Annotated in this window: 14 protein-coding genes; 8 read left to right on the forward strand and 6 right to left on the reverse strand. The window is 65.5% G+C overall.

All coding sequences use genetic code 11. The features are described from left to right. Positions 1–2 precede the first annotated feature (2 nt). Genes ptsP through ACFC3J_RS00765 form a run of 4 tightly spaced genes read left to right on the forward strand, consistent with a single transcriptional unit; the run spans position 3 to position 6,519 of the window. Positions 3–2,504, forward strand: a complete 2,502-nt coding sequence (ptsP, locus tag ACFC3J_RS00750) for a phosphoenolpyruvate--protein phosphotransferase (RefSeq protein ID WP_375194303.1) — start codon at positions 3–5, stop codon at positions 2,502–2,504. Continuing rightward, positions 2,504–3,451, forward strand: a complete 948-nt coding sequence (gene pfkB / locus ACFC3J_RS00755) for a 1-phosphofructokinase (protein ID WP_375194304.1) — start codon at positions 2,504–2,506, stop codon at positions 3,449–3,451. Before ptsP ends, pfkB begins: the two co-directional genes overlap by 1 nt. Continuing rightward, entirely contained in the window at positions 3,448–5,127 is a 1,680-nt protein-coding gene (locus ACFC3J_RS00760) for a fructose-specific PTS transporter subunit EIIC (protein ID WP_375194305.1), read from the forward strand. Before pfkB ends, ACFC3J_RS00760 begins: the two co-directional genes overlap by 4 nt. 33 nt (positions 5,128–5,160) lie before the next feature. Then, entirely contained in the window at positions 5,161–6,519 is a 1,359-nt protein-coding gene (locus tag ACFC3J_RS00765; RefSeq protein ID WP_375194306.1) for a carbohydrate porin, read from the forward strand. A 174-nt stretch (positions 6,520–6,693) separates the two neighbouring features. On the opposite strand, the gene ACFC3J_RS00770 is transcribed toward ACFC3J_RS00765, so the two are convergent. The 5 genes from ACFC3J_RS00770 to ACFC3J_RS00790 form a co-directional block, all read right to left on the reverse strand. Beyond that, positions 6,694–6,990, reverse strand: coding sequence for a putative quinol monooxygenase (locus ACFC3J_RS00770; protein WP_375194307.1), 297 nt, complete (start codon positions 6,988–6,990; stop codon positions 6,694–6,696). Positions 6,991–7,430: 440 nt separating this feature from the next. Next, on the reverse strand, positions 7,431–8,348 hold the full coding sequence (locus ACFC3J_RS00775) for a polysaccharide deacetylase family protein (RefSeq protein ID WP_375194308.1): 918 nt from the start codon (positions 8,346–8,348) through the stop codon (positions 7,431–7,433). Beyond that, positions 8,345–9,238 (reverse strand): polysaccharide deacetylase family protein, encoded by an 894-nt coding sequence (locus ACFC3J_RS00780; protein WP_375194309.1) that lies wholly within the window; start codon positions 9,236–9,238, stop codon positions 8,345–8,347. Before ACFC3J_RS00780 ends, ACFC3J_RS00775 begins: the two co-directional genes overlap by 4 nt. After that, positions 9,238–9,918, reverse strand: coding sequence for an isochorismatase family protein (locus ACFC3J_RS00785; RefSeq protein ID WP_375194310.1), 681 nt, complete (start codon positions 9,916–9,918; stop codon positions 9,238–9,240). The genes ACFC3J_RS00780 and ACFC3J_RS00785 overlap by 1 nt, the downstream gene beginning before the upstream one ends. Beyond that, on the reverse strand, positions 9,915–10,892 hold the full coding sequence (locus ACFC3J_RS00790) for a hydroxymethylglutaryl-CoA lyase (RefSeq protein WP_375194311.1): 978 nt from the start codon (positions 10,890–10,892) through the stop codon (positions 9,915–9,917). Before ACFC3J_RS00790 ends, ACFC3J_RS00785 begins: the two co-directional genes overlap by 4 nt. A gap of 69 nt (positions 10,893–10,961) precedes the next feature. Between ACFC3J_RS00790 and ACFC3J_RS00795 the strand changes: the two genes are divergently transcribed. After that, complete coding sequence (locus ACFC3J_RS00795; protein WP_375194312.1) at positions 10,962–12,158, forward strand: CaiB/BaiF CoA transferase family protein; 1,197 nt, start codon at positions 10,962–10,964, stop codon at positions 12,156–12,158. Here ACFC3J_RS00795 and ACFC3J_RS00800 read toward each other — a convergent pair. Then, the gene (locus ACFC3J_RS00800; protein WP_375194313.1) at positions 12,107–12,898 is read right to left on the reverse strand and encodes a GntR family transcriptional regulator; all 792 of its coding nucleotides are present in this window, start codon (positions 12,896–12,898) and stop codon (positions 12,107–12,109) included. The genes ACFC3J_RS00795 and ACFC3J_RS00800 overlap by 52 nt on opposite strands. A 122-nt stretch (positions 12,899–13,020) precedes the next feature. Here ACFC3J_RS00800 and ACFC3J_RS00805 point away from each other — a divergent pair, with 122 nt between their 5' ends. From ACFC3J_RS00805 to ACFC3J_RS00815, 3 genes are read left to right on the forward strand one after another with little or no spacing between them, the layout of a single operon-like run. Further along, positions 13,021–14,427, forward strand: coding sequence for a 3-isopropylmalate dehydratase large subunit (locus ACFC3J_RS00805; RefSeq protein WP_375194314.1), 1,407 nt, complete (start codon positions 13,021–13,023; stop codon positions 14,425–14,427). Further along, positions 14,424–15,059, forward strand: a complete 636-nt coding sequence (gene leuD, locus ACFC3J_RS00810) for a 3-isopropylmalate dehydratase small subunit (protein WP_375194315.1) — start codon at positions 14,424–14,426, stop codon at positions 15,057–15,059. Before ACFC3J_RS00805 ends, leuD begins: the two co-directional genes overlap by 4 nt. Then, a complete protein-coding gene (locus ACFC3J_RS00815; protein ID WP_375194316.1) occupies positions 15,056–16,456 on the forward strand; it encodes an FAD-dependent oxidoreductase in 1,401 nt (466 codons plus the stop codon). The genes leuD and ACFC3J_RS00815 overlap by 4 nt, the downstream gene beginning before the upstream one ends. Positions 16,457–16,478: the final 22 nt, after the last annotated feature.

A 16,478-nucleotide genomic window follows, 5' to 3' on the forward strand; every position in this document is an offset into this window, starting at 1 on the left:
CCATGATCGCCGAACCCCCGAACGCGTTGCGCCATGAAGACCTGATCCGGATCGACGCTCATGCGTCGGGCAAGGAGGACGCGATCCTGCAAGCGGGCCAGTTGCTGGTCGCGGCGGGGTGCGTCGCGCCTGGCTACGAACAGAGCATGATCCGGCGGGAGGCGGTGGCGAACACCTATCTGGGTTCCGGCGTCGCCATCCCGCATGGGCTGGGCGAGGATAAGGGGTTGGTCCGCCGAGACGGCATCGTCGTGCTTCAAGTGCGCGAGGGGGTTGAGTGGAATCCCGGCCAGCGCGCCCATCTGGTGGTTGGCATTGCCGCCGGTTCCGACAGCCATATCGCGATCCTGCGCCGCCTTACGCGTCTGATACAGGATGAAGCGCGACTGGAAACTTTGCTTGTCGCCGACGATCCGGCCGCAATAGCTGCCGCCCTCCATCAGGACAGCGCCGCGGGCGAAGCCCGGCCCGCCGCGGAGGATCTGGTCGAAAGGGTCGAATGGACGGTGGACTATCCGGCGGGTCTGCACGCCCGCCCGGCATCGGCCTGGGGCGAAGCGGCCAAGGCCGGGGCCACTCCCTTGCGGGTCCGTCATGGCGAGGACGTGGCCGACCCGCGCAGCCTGGTCTCGCTGCTGCAACTTGGGTTGAAGGCGGGCGATCGCGTCAGCATTTCTGCGGGCACCCGCCCGGCGCTGGATCAGTTCATGCGGACCGTGACCAGCCTCACTGCCCGCGAAAAGGCCGATGCCGCGCGCGCCGCCGAAAAGGCCAAGGCGCCGGTGCGCGGCTGGAAGCCCATCGGCAATCCCGTCATGATCGCGGGCGCCGCCGCCAGCCCCGGCCTTGCCATCGGGCCGGTTCATGTGCTGGCCGCGGCCGAACTGGACGTGCCCGACCAGCCGGTCGACCTCGTCACGGGGGGCGCGCTGCTCAATGACGCGCTGCTCCGCACCAGAGCGCAGATGAAGGCGCTGATCGACGACACCACCCGCCGTCTGGGCGCCGCCGATGCGGCCATTTTCGCGGCGCAGGCCGGACTGCTCGATGATACCGATCTGATCACGCTCACCTGCCAGTTGATGGTCGAGGGCCATGGCGTTGCCTGGTCCTGGCATCAGGCGATCGATCGCATGGCAGGACAGCTTTCCGCGCTGGGCAATCCAGTGCTGGCTGCACGCGCCGCCGATTTGCACGATGTCGGCCGGCGCGTGTTAGCCCAGATCGACCCCGGCCTGAGCGTCGGAACCCTGGCGGACCTGCCGGAGGAGCCTTGCGTCCTAGTGGCGGCGGACCTCTCGCCCTCCGACACGGCGACGCTCGACATCAGCCGGGTGGCGGGCATCGCCACGGCGCTGGGCGGCCCGACCTCGCACAGCGCCATTCTGGCGCGCACCCTGGGCCTGCCTTCGGTGGTCGCAGGCGGCGCCGACCTGCTCTCGCTCGCCGCAGGCGCTATGGCTATTGTCGACGGCGACAGCGGGCGCGTCTGGCTTAATCCTTCGGCGGAGGACATCGCCTCGGCCCGCGACTGGATCGAGGACATTGCCGCCAGGCGCGCCGCTGAGGAAGCCGAACGCTCCAACCCCGCACAGACGATCGACGGCCGAGGGGTGGCCATCGGCGCCAACGTCAACCGCCCCGACCAGGTGCCCTTCGGCCTGTCTCAAGGCGGGGAGGGCGTCGGCCTGATGCGTACCGAATTTCTCTTCCTCGAGCGCGGCGACAGTCCCAGCGAGGAGGAGCAGTTCGCCATTTATCGCGACATGATCGAAGCGCTGGGCGACCGCCCGCTGATCGTCCGCGCCCTCGACATCGGAGGCGACAAGCAGCTGCCGCATCTCGATCTGCCCAAGGAGGAAAATCCCTTCCTTGGCGTGCGCGGCGCCCGGCTGCTGCTGCGCCGTCCCGACCTGCTGGACCCGCAACTGCGTGCCCTCTATCGCGCCGCGAAAATTGGCGGCGACCTTTCGATCATGTTCCCGATGATTACCTCGGCCTCTGAACTCACAGCCTTGCGCGAACGCTGCGACAGGATCCGGGCGGAACTGGATGCGCCGCCCGTTCCCGTCGGCATCATGATCGAGGTTCCAGCTGCTGCGGTGCAAGCCCATACACTGGCCGCCCATGCCGATTTCTTCTCGATCGGGACCAACGATCTTACCCAATATGCGCTCGCCATCGACCGCCAGAACCCGGAACTGGCGAGCGAGGCCGACAGCCTGCATCCCGCCGTCCTCCGCCTGATCGCGATGACGGTAGAGGGCGCGCGCAGGCATGACCGCTGGGTCGGCGTCTGCGGCGGCATTGCGGGCGATCCGTTCGGCGCGGCGCTGTTGACCGGCCTCGGAGTCAGCGAACTCTCCATGACCCCGCGCGACATACCCGCCGTGAAGGCGCGCATCCGTGCCAGCCGCCTTGACGATCTTCAGTCACTCGCCGCCCGCGCTCTGGATGCGACAAGTGCCGCCGAGGTTCGTGCGCTGGATGGGGAGGGTGCGTGATGGCGATCGTCACCTTGACTCTCAATCCGGCGATCGACCAGACCGTCACGCTGGACCGCCTCATCTCCGGCACCGTCCACCGCGCCCGCTCCGTGCGGCAGGATGCGGGCGGCAAGGGGATCAATGTTGCCAGCTGCCTCGCCGACTGGGGCATTGCCGTCACGGCCATGGGCCTGCTGGGTGCCGAGAATGCCGCGCCCTTCGACGCGCTGTTCGCCGCAAAGCCCATTGTCGACCGCTGCCAGCGTCACCCCGGCAGCACGCGCGTCAATCTGAAGCTGGTTGATGACCTTGGCACCACCGACATCAACATGGATGGCGCCCCGGCGATGGCCGCGAGCGTGGAAAATCTCGTCGCGACGCTCGAAGGGGAAGCCGCCCCCGGCGACCTCATTATCCTGTCCGGCAGCCTGCCGCCCGGATGCCCATCCGACATCTACGCCCGGCTCACCACCGCATTGCGCGCAAAAGGCGCCACCATCCTGCTCGACACCAGCGGTCCGGCTCTGTGTCATGCGCTGAACGGCGATACGCTGCCAAACATCCTGAAGCCCAACGCCCATGAACTGGCCGAATGGCATGGGGCCCCGTTGGACACCCCACGACAACTCCTCGAAGTCGCCCGCTCGCTGATGGACCGCGGCGTAGACCTCATCGCGGTCTCCATGGGCGAGCAAGGTGCGCTGTTTCTGACTTGCCAGGAAGCGCTGCTCGCCCGCCTGACGGTAGAGCATGTCGAAAGCACGGTAGGCGCAGGCGACGCCATGGTCGCGGGCCTCGCCTCCGCGCTGGCTGAAGGCGCCGGGCTGGAGCGCACCGCCCGCCTGTCCACCGCCTTCGCCGTCGGCAAATTGGGCCAGGCAGGTCCCCATCTGCCCGAAAAAGCCAGAATCGAGGCACTCGCTGCCCAAGTGGCAACCGAAGCCTTCACAGGAGAGAAGCAATGAGCAGGATCTTCGCGGTCGTGGAGGCCGGCGAGTCCGGCGTCACCGGCGTCCTTGCCGGTGAAGCGCTGCGCAAGGCCGCCCGCGCCGAGGGCCGCGCCATCGAAATCGAGCTGCGCACCGCGCAAGGCATTGTCAATCCGCTGCCGGAGGATGCTGATGGCGACCTCCTTTTCGTCACCCCGGAAGGGGCCGGCGACATATTCGAGACGCGCCCTCATCGCCGCCTGACGCTGGAGGCCGTGCTGGCGGACCCCGCCGCCGCTCTGGCCGGGTCGGGGCAGGGGAACCGGCTGCTCGCTCCGCCCCGCATCATCGCCATTACCTCATGCCCGACCGGGATTGCCCATACCTTCATGGCGGCCGAGGGTCTGACCGAAGGCGCCCGCCAGCTTGGCTACACGATCCGGGTCGAAACCCAGGGCTCGGTCGGTGCAGGAACCCCCCTGACGGCGGAGGAAATCGCCGCGGCCGACATCGTCCTGATCGCGTCCGACCGCGAAGTTGATCGCAGTCGCTTCGCGGGCAAGCGCGTCTTCGCCTCCAGCACCAAGCCCGCCATCACCGGCGGCGCCAGGCTGATCGAACGCGCCCTTGCCGAAGCGAAGCTTCAGGGCGCCCCCGTGACCGACACCACTCCCGCGGCCAGGGAACGCGCCAGCCCTTACAAGCACCTGATGACCGGCGTGTCCTTCATGCTGCCCTTCGTCGTGGCGGGCGGGCTGATGATCGCGCTTGCCTTCGCTCTGGGCGGCATTCACGCCAATGAGGACTCGGCCGCCGGCACGTTGGCCCACGCTCTGTTCGAAATCGGTGCCAAGGGCGGCTTCGCCCTGATCGTTCCGGCGCTGGCGGGCTACATCGCCTTCTCCATAGCCGACCGCCCCGGCATCGCGCCCGGCATGATCGGCGGGATGCTTGCCGCGAACCTTGGCGCCGGCTTCCTGGGGGGCATCGCGGCAGGCTTCATCGCCGGCTATGGTGTGGATGGCCTTAACCGTCTGATCCGGCTGCCCAAGAATCTGCAAGGCGTGAAACCCGTCCTCATCCTGCCGTTGCTGGGCAGCCTGCTCACAGGGTTGTTGATGATCTACGCGGTCGGCGCGCCGGTCGCCATGGCGCTCACCTTCCTCACCGAATGGCTGCGCGCCATGCAGGGATCGAGTGCGTTGTTGCTGGGGCTGATCCTTGGCGCGATGATGGCCTTCGACATGGGCGGCCCGGTCAACAAGGCGAGCTATGCCTTCTCCGTCGGTCTGATCGCCAGTCAGGTCTATACGCCAATGGCCGCCACCATGGCCGCGGGCATGACCCCGCCGCTCGCCGTGGCGCTCGCCACCCGCCTGTTCCGCAACCGCTTCACAGCGGAGGAGCGCGAGGCAGGCGCTGCCGCCGCCGTGCTCGGCCTGGCCTTCGTAACGGAGGGCGCCATTCCCTTTGCCGCGCGTGATCCGCTGCGCATCATCCCGGCGCTGATGGCAGGCTCGGCCACCGCAGGCGCGATCTCCATGGCTTTGGGCGTGGAACTGAAAGTGCCCCATGGCGGCCTGTTCGTCCTGCCCATTCCCGGCGCCGTAAGCCATGTCGTCGTCTATGCCGGAGCCATTCTGGCCGGAACGCTGGTGAGCGCGCTGCTGGTGGGATTGTTGAAGCGTCCCGCGACGAAGGCAGCAGCCTGACGCGAGGCGCGTCGCATAAAAGGAGAGGTTTCCATGGGCATCAAGATGGGCGCCGCCTGCCTGGCGAGCGTCATGGCCTTTGCCGCGCCTGCCGCATCGGCGCAGGACAAGGCGGTCGCCGACGAGACGCTGCCGACCGCCCGATCAAACGCAACGGATGCGGGCTCGACGTCCTGGCAGCCGCTGGCGGGACAAGGGGTGACATTGTCCCTGGGTTACACCGGCGAGGCGGCGACCAATGTTTCGGGTGGCCTTCATCCTGACGCGGCTCATGCCGGCCAGATATATGTGGGTGCCGATCTGGATCTCGACCGGATGTTCGGCATCGGTGGCGGCGCGTTGCATGTCGCCGTGACCAACCGTCACGGCCACAATCTCGCTGCCATGGCGATAGGCAACAATACCTCGGTGCAGGAAATCTACGGCACGCAAAATACCCACCTCGCCATCCTGACCTGGCAGCAGACCTTGCTCGACGGGCGGCTGGATATCGAGGTAGGGCGCAGCCAGGCGAACATCCATTTCCTCAACTCGCCGCTCTATTGCCATTTCCAGACCAACTCCGCCTGCGGCAATCCAACCTTCGTCTTCAAGAACAGCAATTTCACCTATTTCCCGGCGTCGAGCTGGATGGCCCATGCGAAGGTGCATTTTACACCGAAGGTGATGCTGCATGCGGGGGTCTATGAAGTGAATCCCGACCGCAAGCGCGCGAGCGACCATGGTTTCAACTTCAGCACCAGAAACGCGACCGGGGTCATCGTACCGTGGGAATTGAGCTATGGCACCGATTTTTCCAATGATCGCCTGCCCCGGCACTATATATTGGGCGGCTGGATCGATCGCGGCGATTATGCCGATCCCCTGCGCGACGACCGGGGCGGGATCGCGATCCTGACGAAGCGGCCGGCCGCCACCCGGCACGGGCGGTCCGGTCTCTATTTCCGGTTCGATCAGATGCTCACCCGTCCCGATCCCGCGTCCGAACGGGGGCTCAGCCTCTTCGGCGTCGCTATGGCGAACCTGTCCGGCCGGGTCGAGGAAAGCCGCTATCTGGGCCTCGGCATCGTGCAGACCGGAACCTTCGCAGGCCGCGACACGGACACGATCGGCTTCGCCATCAACGACCAGCGCTTCAGCGACCTGGCGATGCAGCGGATGAATGCCGCGCGTGTCGCGGCGGGAGGCCGGGCCGACATTCGCCGTCACCAATATATGATGGAACTGGCCTATGGGCTTCAGCTCAGTCCGGCGATCCGCCTGTCGCCCAACGTGCAATATATTCTCCACCCCGACCAGACAGGTGCGCCTGACCGCACGAAGAACATCAGGAATGCCTTCATCCTTGGGTTCAAGTTCACGGTGGATGCCATAAAGCTGCCGGGGCGGTAGGATGTGACGCCTGGTTCAGGAATATTCGGTGACCTTGGCCGGTCCACCGCCATGCATCAACCTTCATTCGGGGAAGGAGCCGATGGAAAGCCGTGCCCGCGCGCGCCCGTTTCGATGCCGCATGATCCACGTCTTCCCCGGCCACGATGAAGTGCCTGGTGTCCGAAGTCCGGGTCAGGCGACGCCAAGCGGACGAAGCGTGAAGGCGCTGCGTTCAGCGAGGTCGTTGATGGCGGCAAGATAGGTTTGGAAATGGTCGCTCGCACGGTGGGCGGCGACTGCCCCGGCATTTTCGTAGAGTTCGTCGAGCACGAACCGGCCAGGTTCCGCGTCGTCGGTCCAGAGATCGTAGCGCAGATTGCCGGGCTCGGCGCGTGAAGGTGCGAGCATCGAGTCCAGCAGGTCGCGAAGCGCGTCGGCCTTGCCGGGCCGGGCGGTAAGGATCGCGACGATCTTGATCGGGTCTGTCATGGCGGTGGCTCCAGGCTGATGGGAATGGACGGTGCGCCTGCGCAGCGCCCCGCCGGTCATCCAGGTTCTCATGCTGTCAGGCGCGCGTCGAGTCCGAAGCAAGCCCGGTGCCCGCGTCCGAGAACCGGCATTCGACGCCTTAACCGCCATGAGGCCGCCGACCCATCATGTCGCAGCCAAAATGCGGATGGAGCAGGTTGGACGATGCGTGGAAATCGTCGTTTCGTTTGCCGTAACGCGTCGCACCAGCGCGATACCGCTTGAGTTTGCTGAAAGCGACGCTCGACGGGATTCCGGTATCGCGCATGATTGGCGGCACCGCGCCGTCGGGTGCCTGACCAGCGGCGGGCAGGCACGGTCGCGTCTCGATCAAAGGGAAACAACCTCTCCCCCTTCAGGCGCAGGGCGATCGGAGGAGGGGCGGGAATGAACGGCCTTCGTCAGATCCCCGACTGCTCGACGATCTGCGATCCCGTCGCGAACCAGGCGCCGGGCTGTTCTGCCAGCCATTGCACCAGCGCGTCGAATGCATCCATGCGATAGGGCAGGCCCATGATATAGGGCGTCAGGTGCATGGGCATCATCCGTCCGCCATGGCTCTGCGCCTCTTCGGCAAGCCAGCGATAGGCATCCTGCATCTGCACCGCATAGCTGTCGACCGACTGCTGCTGCACATTTATGATCTGCCGATCCGACAACTCGTGATTGAGCGGCATGTTGACGATGCCGCCCGCCGGGGTGTCGAACCGCACCGGCAGTTCGTCATGCACCCAGTCGCACATATAGGAGAGGCTGGCTTCGGCGAGCAGGCGAGGCGTCGCGAAGCTCTGCGATCGGGCTATTGAGAGCCAGCCCCTGGGCCGCTGGCCGCTTGCCTGCTCGATCATCGCAAGCGAGCGGGCGATGACAAGCCGTTCTTCATCCTCGGCCAGGCTGCTGTCGATGGTGCCGTTCATGTCGGTCGAATGGGCGATGATCTCATGCCCGCCCGCGACGATATCGGCGACAAGCTGGGGATAGCGTTCCGCGACCGCGCCGTTGCAGGCGACGCTGATACGGGCACCCACCTTCTCGAAGGCATCAAGCAGGCGGTAGAAGCCGACCCGAGTGCCATATTCGCGCGCCGTATAGTGGCGATAGTCGGGATAGGCGGTCTGCATGTGGCCCGGTGCGCGAAAGGGCCGGTCGGCGGGCAGGATGGGAAACCATTCCAGACTTATCACCGGCCAGATCGCGACCGACTTACCGTCCGGCCAGACGATCGGCGGGCGCTCGAAGAAGTGCGACCAGGCATAGAGGTCATGATCCATTCCCTGCGCGCGGCGAGGATAGGTGAGATAGGATGGGTCCAAACTCATATGGCGGTTCCCTGCGTCTGGGCGCGATAGGCGTCGACAATCTCTCCGGCCCGGGCGATCCAGGCCCGACCGTCGGCGGCGATATGGCGCAGCACTTCCTCGAACGGACCGATGCGGTGCGGCTGGCCGATCAGATAGCTGTGCAGAGGAATGCACATGACCGTTCCTGACCTTTCGCCTTCCCTTGCCAGCCGCTCATATTGGCGGATCAGCGTGTCGGCATAGTCGCGCGGGCTCATGTTATAGACGAAGAAGCCATAATGATCGTTGACTTCCAGACTGTAGGGAATGGCGGTCAGTTGGCCGCTCTTTACCTTCACCGGCGTCGGCTGGTCGTCATGATAGAGGTCGCAGGTATAATCCAGCCCATATTCGGCGAGCAGGTCGAGCGTGCGCGGGGTGTGGGTGAGGGCGGGCGCGAGCCAGCCGCGAATGCGCTGGCCGGTGGCGCGCTCCACCGTGGCGATGCTGTCCTGGATGATGGCGCGTTCCTGGACCTCGTCCATGCCGTAGCTGTAGCGGGTGTTGTAGATGCCGTGGCTGAAAAACTCCCAGCCGCGCTGACGGGCATCCTCGACCACTTCGGGGATATGGTCGCACAACGCTACCGACAGGCTGACAGATCCTGGGAAGCCGTGGCGCGTCATCACATCGGCCATGCGCCAGTGGCTTACGCGGTTGGCATGGTCGCGATGGCTGTAGCCCACGACATCGGGATGTGGCCGCGCCCAGCTTTTGCGCATCGGATTGGCAGGCGGGTCCAGCTCGTAAAATTCAAGGTTCGGCGCGACCCAGACCGCGACGCTTTTGCCTTCGGGCCAAACGAGTTTCGGTCTGCCTCTATAACGCTGGAAATCGTAAAGGCCGGGATCAGCTGCACCCTCCTGCATCAGCGCGCCTCCAGCCAGTCGATCACCGCCTGCACCGGTTCCACATCGGCATATTTGATGGCGAGGTCGGTCAGGTTCGCGAAATGATAGCTTTCATGCTTGTCGGCGCAGGTTTCGATCGGAACGATGGTGCGAAAGCCGTACGACAGAGCATCGACGGCCGTCGCGCGAACGCACCCCGACGTGCTGCCGCCGGTAACGACCACCGTGTCGACCTTGTGCCAGCGCAGATAGCTGTTGAGCGGCGTTTCGAAAAAGGCCGATGGCATCCTTTTGGTATATTGCAGGTCGTTGATATCAATCTCGCAGCGTGGATCGAACGCGTGGCGTTCGCTGCCATATTTGATGTTCTGGAGCGAATCCGGCGTATCGGTGCGCGTGCCCCAGATGCCGGCATCTCCAGCGTCCTCCTTATAGGCGACGCGGCTCCAGATCACCGGCATGCCCTTCTGCCGCGCGAGGCGGGAGATGCTGTTGGTATAGTCGATCTGGCGCGGGTCCGTCTCATAGGCGGTTTTGAACATGTCGATCCGGGTATAGGCCTGTTGGAAATCGACGTTCACGACGGCGAGCTTCTCGCCAAACCCGAACTTCCTGCGCGCGGGGTTGGCGATGACATCCTCGAACAACTGGCGAGCGGTCTTGTCCTCGCGGATCATTCTGGTGCCGATTATCGTCATGCTGCTTCCTTCCGCCTCTCTGCCGCCGCCGTAAATACTAGCGGTAGGCCCGCGTCGGGAATGAAGCCGTAAAGTGGCTCGTCCGGCAGATGCTGCATCAGAATTTCTCGCACAGCGAACAGTTTCGGCAGGTCGATGCCGGTGCGAAGACCCATGGCTTCCAGCATGAAAACCAGGTCTTCCGTCACGATGTTGCCGCTGGCGCCCGGTGCGAAGGGGCAGCCGCCCAACCCGCCGAGCGAGGAATCGACGGTGGTAAGCCCCGCGTCCAGTGCGGCCAGCACATTGGCGAGGCCCAGGCCGCGTGTATTGTGCAGGTGGATGCCCTGTACCGCCTGTTCGCCCACCGCGTCGCGCAGGATGCGGATGAGATGCTTGACCGCGACGGGGTCGGCATAGCCGGTCGTGTCGGCAATGCCGACCTCGTCGCAGCCCGCCGCCATGAGCGCTTCGGCAAGGCGCAGGATTTGCGCGTCGGGGATCGCCCCCTCCAGCGTGCAGCCGAACGCGGTGGAGAGGCTGCCCTCGAAATGCGGGCGCTGGCCTTCGGGAAGGGCGCGTATTGCGGCGCCGATTTCCGCGACTTCGGCCAGCACCTGCTGATGACTGCGACGCAGGTTGCGCATGCTGTGAGTTTCGGAAACGGAGAGGGGTATGGTGATTTTGTGCGCGCCGGCCGCGATGGCGTCGCGCGCCCCGCGAGCATTGGGCACCAGCGCCGCCACAGTCAGGCCGGGGATAGAGCAGGCATGGGCGACCACCTCCGCCGTCCCTTCCAACTGCGGGAGAATCCTGGCCGGCACGAAGCTTCCGACCTCGATTTCGCGCACGCCCGCGGCTGCTTCCGCGCTGATCCACGCCTTGCGTGCAGCCATAGGCATGATGGGCGTGATGCTCTGAAGGCCGTCGCGCGGCCCCACCTCGCTTACCAATATGTCGATGGGTCTGCTGCCCGATTTAAAATTATCCGCCATTGCCACCTCGCATTTCTATTTGTATTAAATGTATACCAAATAAAATTGTCTGTCGAGATGGGAGCGTTCATGTCAGCCACTCTTGCCCACGCCGACCTGCCGCTGGCGGGAATCAGGGTCATCGAATTCACGCATATGGTGATGGGGCCGACCGCCGGGGTCGTGTTGGCCGACCTCGGCGCCGATGTGGTGAAGGTGGAGCCGGTGGGGGGCGACCATACGCGCACGCTGCTGGGGTCGGGCGCGGGCTATTTTCCGATGTTCAACCGCAACAAGCGCAGCATATGCTTGGACCTCAAGTCCAAGGCCGGCCTCGCCGCTGCGCGCCGCCTGATTGACGGCGCGGATGTCGTGATCGAGAATTTCCGGCCCGGCGCGTTGGAGAAAATGGGACTGGGGCCGAATGATTTTCAGGAGAGCAATCCCGGCCTCATCTACTGTTCGGCCAAGGGGTTCCTCGCTGGTCCCTACGGCCATCGCACGGCGCTCGACGAAGTGACGCAGATGATGGGCGGCCTTGCCTATATGACCGGCCCTCCAGGACGGCCGCTGCGCGCGGGCAGTTCGGTGGTCGACATCACCGGCGGCATGTTCGGCGCGATCGCCATTCTCGCCGCGCTGCAACGGCGGGAGCGCACGGGCAAGGGAGGCGCCGTCAAATGCTCGCTCTTCGAAACCACGGCTTTCCTTGTCGGTCAGCATATGGCGCAGCAGGCGGTTACGGGCGTGCCGACTGCGCCAATGCCGGTGCGCGTCTCGGCCTGGGCGATCTATGACGTGTTCGAAACTGCGAAGGCGGATGAGCAGTTGTTCGTCGGGGTCGTCACCGACAGCCAGTGGCAGACTTTCTGCACGCTGTTCGACCTGGGCGAAATCGGCAGCGACCCCGCGCTTGCAGCCAACAATCAGCGCGTGCTGGCGCGCGACCGGATCCTGCCGGTGGTGCGCGGGCTGTTCGCCTTGAAGAACAGGAGCGAGTTGGTGGAGACGCTGGAGCGCGCCGGCCTGCCATTCGCACCGATAGCCAAGCCGGGCGACCTGTTCGATGACCCGCATCTGAATGCGCAGGGCGGGCTGGTGCCAGTGACGCTGAAGGATGGCAGCGTCACGCAATTGCCCGCTTTGCCGCTGGAGATCGACGGACAGCGCAGCGGCATGCGCCATGATGTGCCGATCGCAGGCGCGGATGGCGCGGATGTGTTGGCGGAGGCCGGCTATTCCGAGGCGGAGATCGCGTCCCTTCGCGAGGCCGGCGCGCTGGGCTGAACCGCTACGCCCGATCCCAAGTCGAGCGTGACGCGATACCGATCGGCGCGATAATGGGCGCGGGTAAGCAGGATCGGCACGCCCGCGCCATCCCGCACCAGCCGCTGGATCATCAAAAGCGCGCTGCGTTGCGGGATGCGCAGCCATTCGGCCAGCTCCGCATTGGCCAGTTCCGCCGCGATGGTCTGGTGCGCCGATCCGATGGTGAGGCCAGCGCCGCGCAGCAATTCCAGAATCGGCGTCGTCGCAAGACCGGTCATGGGGATATGTGCGGCGATCGCGGAGGGCATCCAGCTGCTCACTAGCCCCAGCGGCTCGCCGTCCAGCGAACGCAGGCGCTGCGCATGGACGACCAACGCATCTTGCGGCAGGCCCAGAAGCTCACAAATCTCGGGGGTGGGCGGTTCTTCATCCAGCCCGATCAGCCGCACTTCGGTTTGGCGGCCGAACGCGACCAGCGCCTCTACCGCCTGGTCGACATCAGCCTCCAGCGGGCGAGTCGGCGACTGGAAGATGACCCGCGTGCCGGTGCGGCGGCGCCGTTCCACCAAGCCGGAATCGGACAGTTCGGCCACCGCCCGGCGCGCGGTGATGCGCGAGACGCCATACTGATCGCACAGCTCCGCTTCGGTCGGCATATGGTCGCCGTGGGCGCGTCGTCCCGACATGATCTCGTCGCGCAGCTGAAGGAACAGCTGATGATAGAGGGGGATGGCGTCGTCGCGATTGATCAGGGTCATTCTCCTGCCAGCGTAACGGAAGGCTGATTGCTGTGCGAGCAAAATGGGCGGGGCGGTTGACCCGCCGCACTTGGCGAATTAAAAGATATAGATATAAGACAAATAAGTCGACGGCGGATCGAGTGGAAAGCCTTTTCGAAAAAATCTGGCGCAGCCATGTGGTGACGGAACTGGGCGACGGGGTTGCCCTGATCGCGATCGACCGGGTGATGCTGCATGAACGGACCGGCGGCGTGGCGCTGAAGGCGGTGGCGCAGGCCGGGCGTAGCGTGGCGCATCCTGCCCAGGTGTTTGCGGTCATGGATCATATCGTCGATACGCTGCCCGGGCGCAGCGATGATACGCTGATGCCGACGGGCAAGGCCTTCATCACTGAAACGCGAGCGGCCGCGCAAGCGGCAGGCGTCACTCTGTTCGATCTGGGCGACCCGAGGCAAGGCATCTGCCACGTCGTGTCGCCCGAGCAGGGAATCGTGCTGCCCGGCGCGACGCTGGTCTGTCCCGACAGCCACACCGGCACGCAGGGCGCCTTCGGCGCGCTTGCCTGGGGCATCGGGTCGAGCGAGGCGGAGCACGCGCTCGTCACCGGAACGCTGCGTGTGCGCCGTCCCATGACGATGCGGATCACGGTCGAGGGGCGGCTGGCGCCCGGCGTCAGCGCCAAGGATCTGGCGCTGCACATCATCGCGCGGATCGGATCGGACGGCGCGCAGGGCTATGCTGTCGAATTTGCCGGCGAGGGTATCGCGGCGCTCGACATGGAGCAGCGGCAGACGCTCTGCAACATGGCGACGGAAATGTCGGCTTTCGGGGCGTTGATAGCCCCCGATGCGTTCACTTTCGCTGCGCTGGAGGGGAGGCCCTTCGCTCCCGCCGGTGCCGCATGGGAGGCGGCGATCGAGGCATGGAGCAAACTGGCGAGCGATGCCGGCGCCATGTTCGACCGGGAGATCGCCGTCGATGCGGCGGAGGTTGCGCCGATGATCAGCTGGGGCACCAGTCCGCAGCAGGCGGTGCCGGTCAGCGCGACCGTTCCGCGCTTCGCCGAAGGGCAGGCGCGCGGGACTGCTGTCAACCATGCACGTTCGCTCAGCTATATGGGGCTGGAGGAAGGCATGCCGCTGGCCGGTCTGCCGATCGATGCCGCATTTATCGGTTCCTGTACCAACAGCCGGCTGTCGGATCTGCGCCGCGCCGCCCGGATCGTGCAGGGTCGCAAGGTCGCGCCGGGGGTCCGTGCCATCTGCGTGCCGGGATCGGGCGCGGTCAAGCGCGCCGCTGAGGCGGAGGGTATCGCCGCCACGCTGATCGAAGCGGGCTTCGAATGGCGGGAGCCGGGCTGCTCGATGTGCTTCTTCGCAGGTGGCGAGAGTTTCGGCCTGCGCGAGCGGGTGGTGTCGACCACCAACCGCAATTTTGAAAGCCGCCAGGGTCCGGAAACGCGCACCCATATCGCCTCGCCCGAACTGGTCGCCCTCTCGGCGATCACCGGGCGCATCACCGATCCCCGCGAAGGAGCCCGCCTGTGAGCCGCGCGCCGATAGCCTCCATAGTGGGTGTGGCGCTGCCCCTGCTGTTCGACAATATCGACACCGACATCATCATCCCCTCTCGAGAGATGAAGTCGGTGGGCAAGACCGGCCTTGCCGACGGCCTGTTCGCGGGCTGGCGCTATTGCGCGGTCGGCACCCGCGATAAGAAGCCCGACTTTCTGATGAACCGCGCGCCCTTCGAAAGCGCCACCATATTGATCGCGGGCGAAAATGTCGGTTGCGGGTCGAGCCGCGAACATGCGGTCTGGGCGCTGCACGAATATGGCTTTCGCGCGGTGATCGCGCCCTCCTTCAACCCGATCTTTCGCAATAATTGCGTGCGAAACGGGGTCGTGCCGGTACAATTGCCTGCCGCTGAAGCGCAGGCCCTGGGTGAAGTGGCGCAGGCGGGGGATGGACAGATGGTGGGGATCGACCTCGACACCATGACCGTCTCCTCCGGCATGCTCGGCCCTTTCGCCTTTTCGCTGGAGGAGGATGCGCGGTTGATGCTGCGCAACGGCTGGGATGCCATCGACCTCAGCCTTCAACATGGGCAAGCGATCGACGCCTGGCGTCAGGCTGATCGTCACGCCCGCCCCTGGATCTATCTGGAAGCCGATATATGACCCAAGCCCTCTGTGCTGCCCCGGAAAATTTTGAAATCTGCGTCGATGTGCTGGTGATCGGCGCGGGTGGAACCGGCCTGTGCGCCGCGTTGGCGGCCGCCGACGCGGGGGTGGAGGTGCTGCTGACCGAGCGCGACCGCTCGCCGCTGGGCTCGACCGCCATGTCGACCGGGCTGATCCCGGCCGCCGGCACGCCTGAACAGGCCGCGGCGGGGATCGAGGATAGCCCCGAACGCTTTGCGCAGGACATCATGGCCAAGACCAAAGGCCGCACGGACCCGCACATGGCGATCGGCATAGCGCGCGAATCCGCCGCGACCATTGCCTGGCTGCGAGACCGCCATGCCGTGCCGCTGGAGCTGGTGCAGGGGTTTCTCTATCCCGGTCACAGTGCGCTGCGCATGTACGGCACGCCGCGCCGCACCGGCGGTGAGCTGATGGCCGCGCTTCAGGAAGCGGTCGATGTCGCGGGCATCCCCGTGCTGACCGAAGCCACGGCGGACAGCCTGCTCGTCGATGGTGAAGGCCGGGTGAGGGGCGTGCGCTTCCTGCGGCCGGACGGCAGCCATGAGGATATCGGCTGCAAGGCGCTTGTGCTTGCCTGCTCCGGCTTCGGTGGGGCGGAGGAGATGGTCGCGCGGCTGATCCCCGACATGGCCGGCGCCACCTATCATGGCCATCCCGGCAATCGCGGCGATGCGGTGCGCTGGGGCGAGGCGCTCGGCGCGAAGCTGGCGGACATGGGCGCCTATCAGGGGCATGGCGGGCTGGCTGCGGGCCATGGCATCCCCATCCTCTGGCCGCTCATCATGCAGGGCGGGATTCAGGTGAACATCCTTGGGCAACGCTTCTCCAACGAGGCGTCGGGCTATTCGGAACAGGCGGCACGGGTGAATGCTCAGCCCGATCGGATCGCCTGGTCGATTTTCGACGCGAGACGGCATGACTATATGCTCGGCTTTGAGGATTATCAGGACGCGCTGCGGGCCGGCGCGGTGATCGAGGCGAAGGATCTCGAAGAGCTTGCCGTCAAAACGCGTCTGCCGATCGGCAACCTGCAAAAGACGATGGACGAAGTGCGCGCCTGCGTCGATGGACAGGCGCAGGACGGCTTTGGTCGCGACTTTACCGGCCATCCGCCATTGGAAGCGCCCTTCCATGCCGCGCGCGTGACCGGGGCGCTGTTTCACACGCAGGGCGGGCTATGCATCGACACGCAGGCGCGGGTGTTGCGTCAGGACGGGACGGCCTTCCCCAATCTCTTCGCGGGCGGGGGCGCGGCGCGCGGCATTTCGGGCGACGGGGCGGAAGGCTATATGGCGGGTAACGGCCTGCTGACGGCGACTACGTTGGGCAGGCTTGCCGGACAGAGCGCTGCGCAGGTCGCGGCCGACTGAAATGACGGGAGGCGGGAAATCA

Origin of the sequence: Sphingobium sp., assembly GCF_041987595.1 — a bacterium.
Classification (GTDB): Bacteria; Pseudomonadota; Alphaproteobacteria; order Sphingomonadales; family Sphingomonadaceae; genus Sphingobium.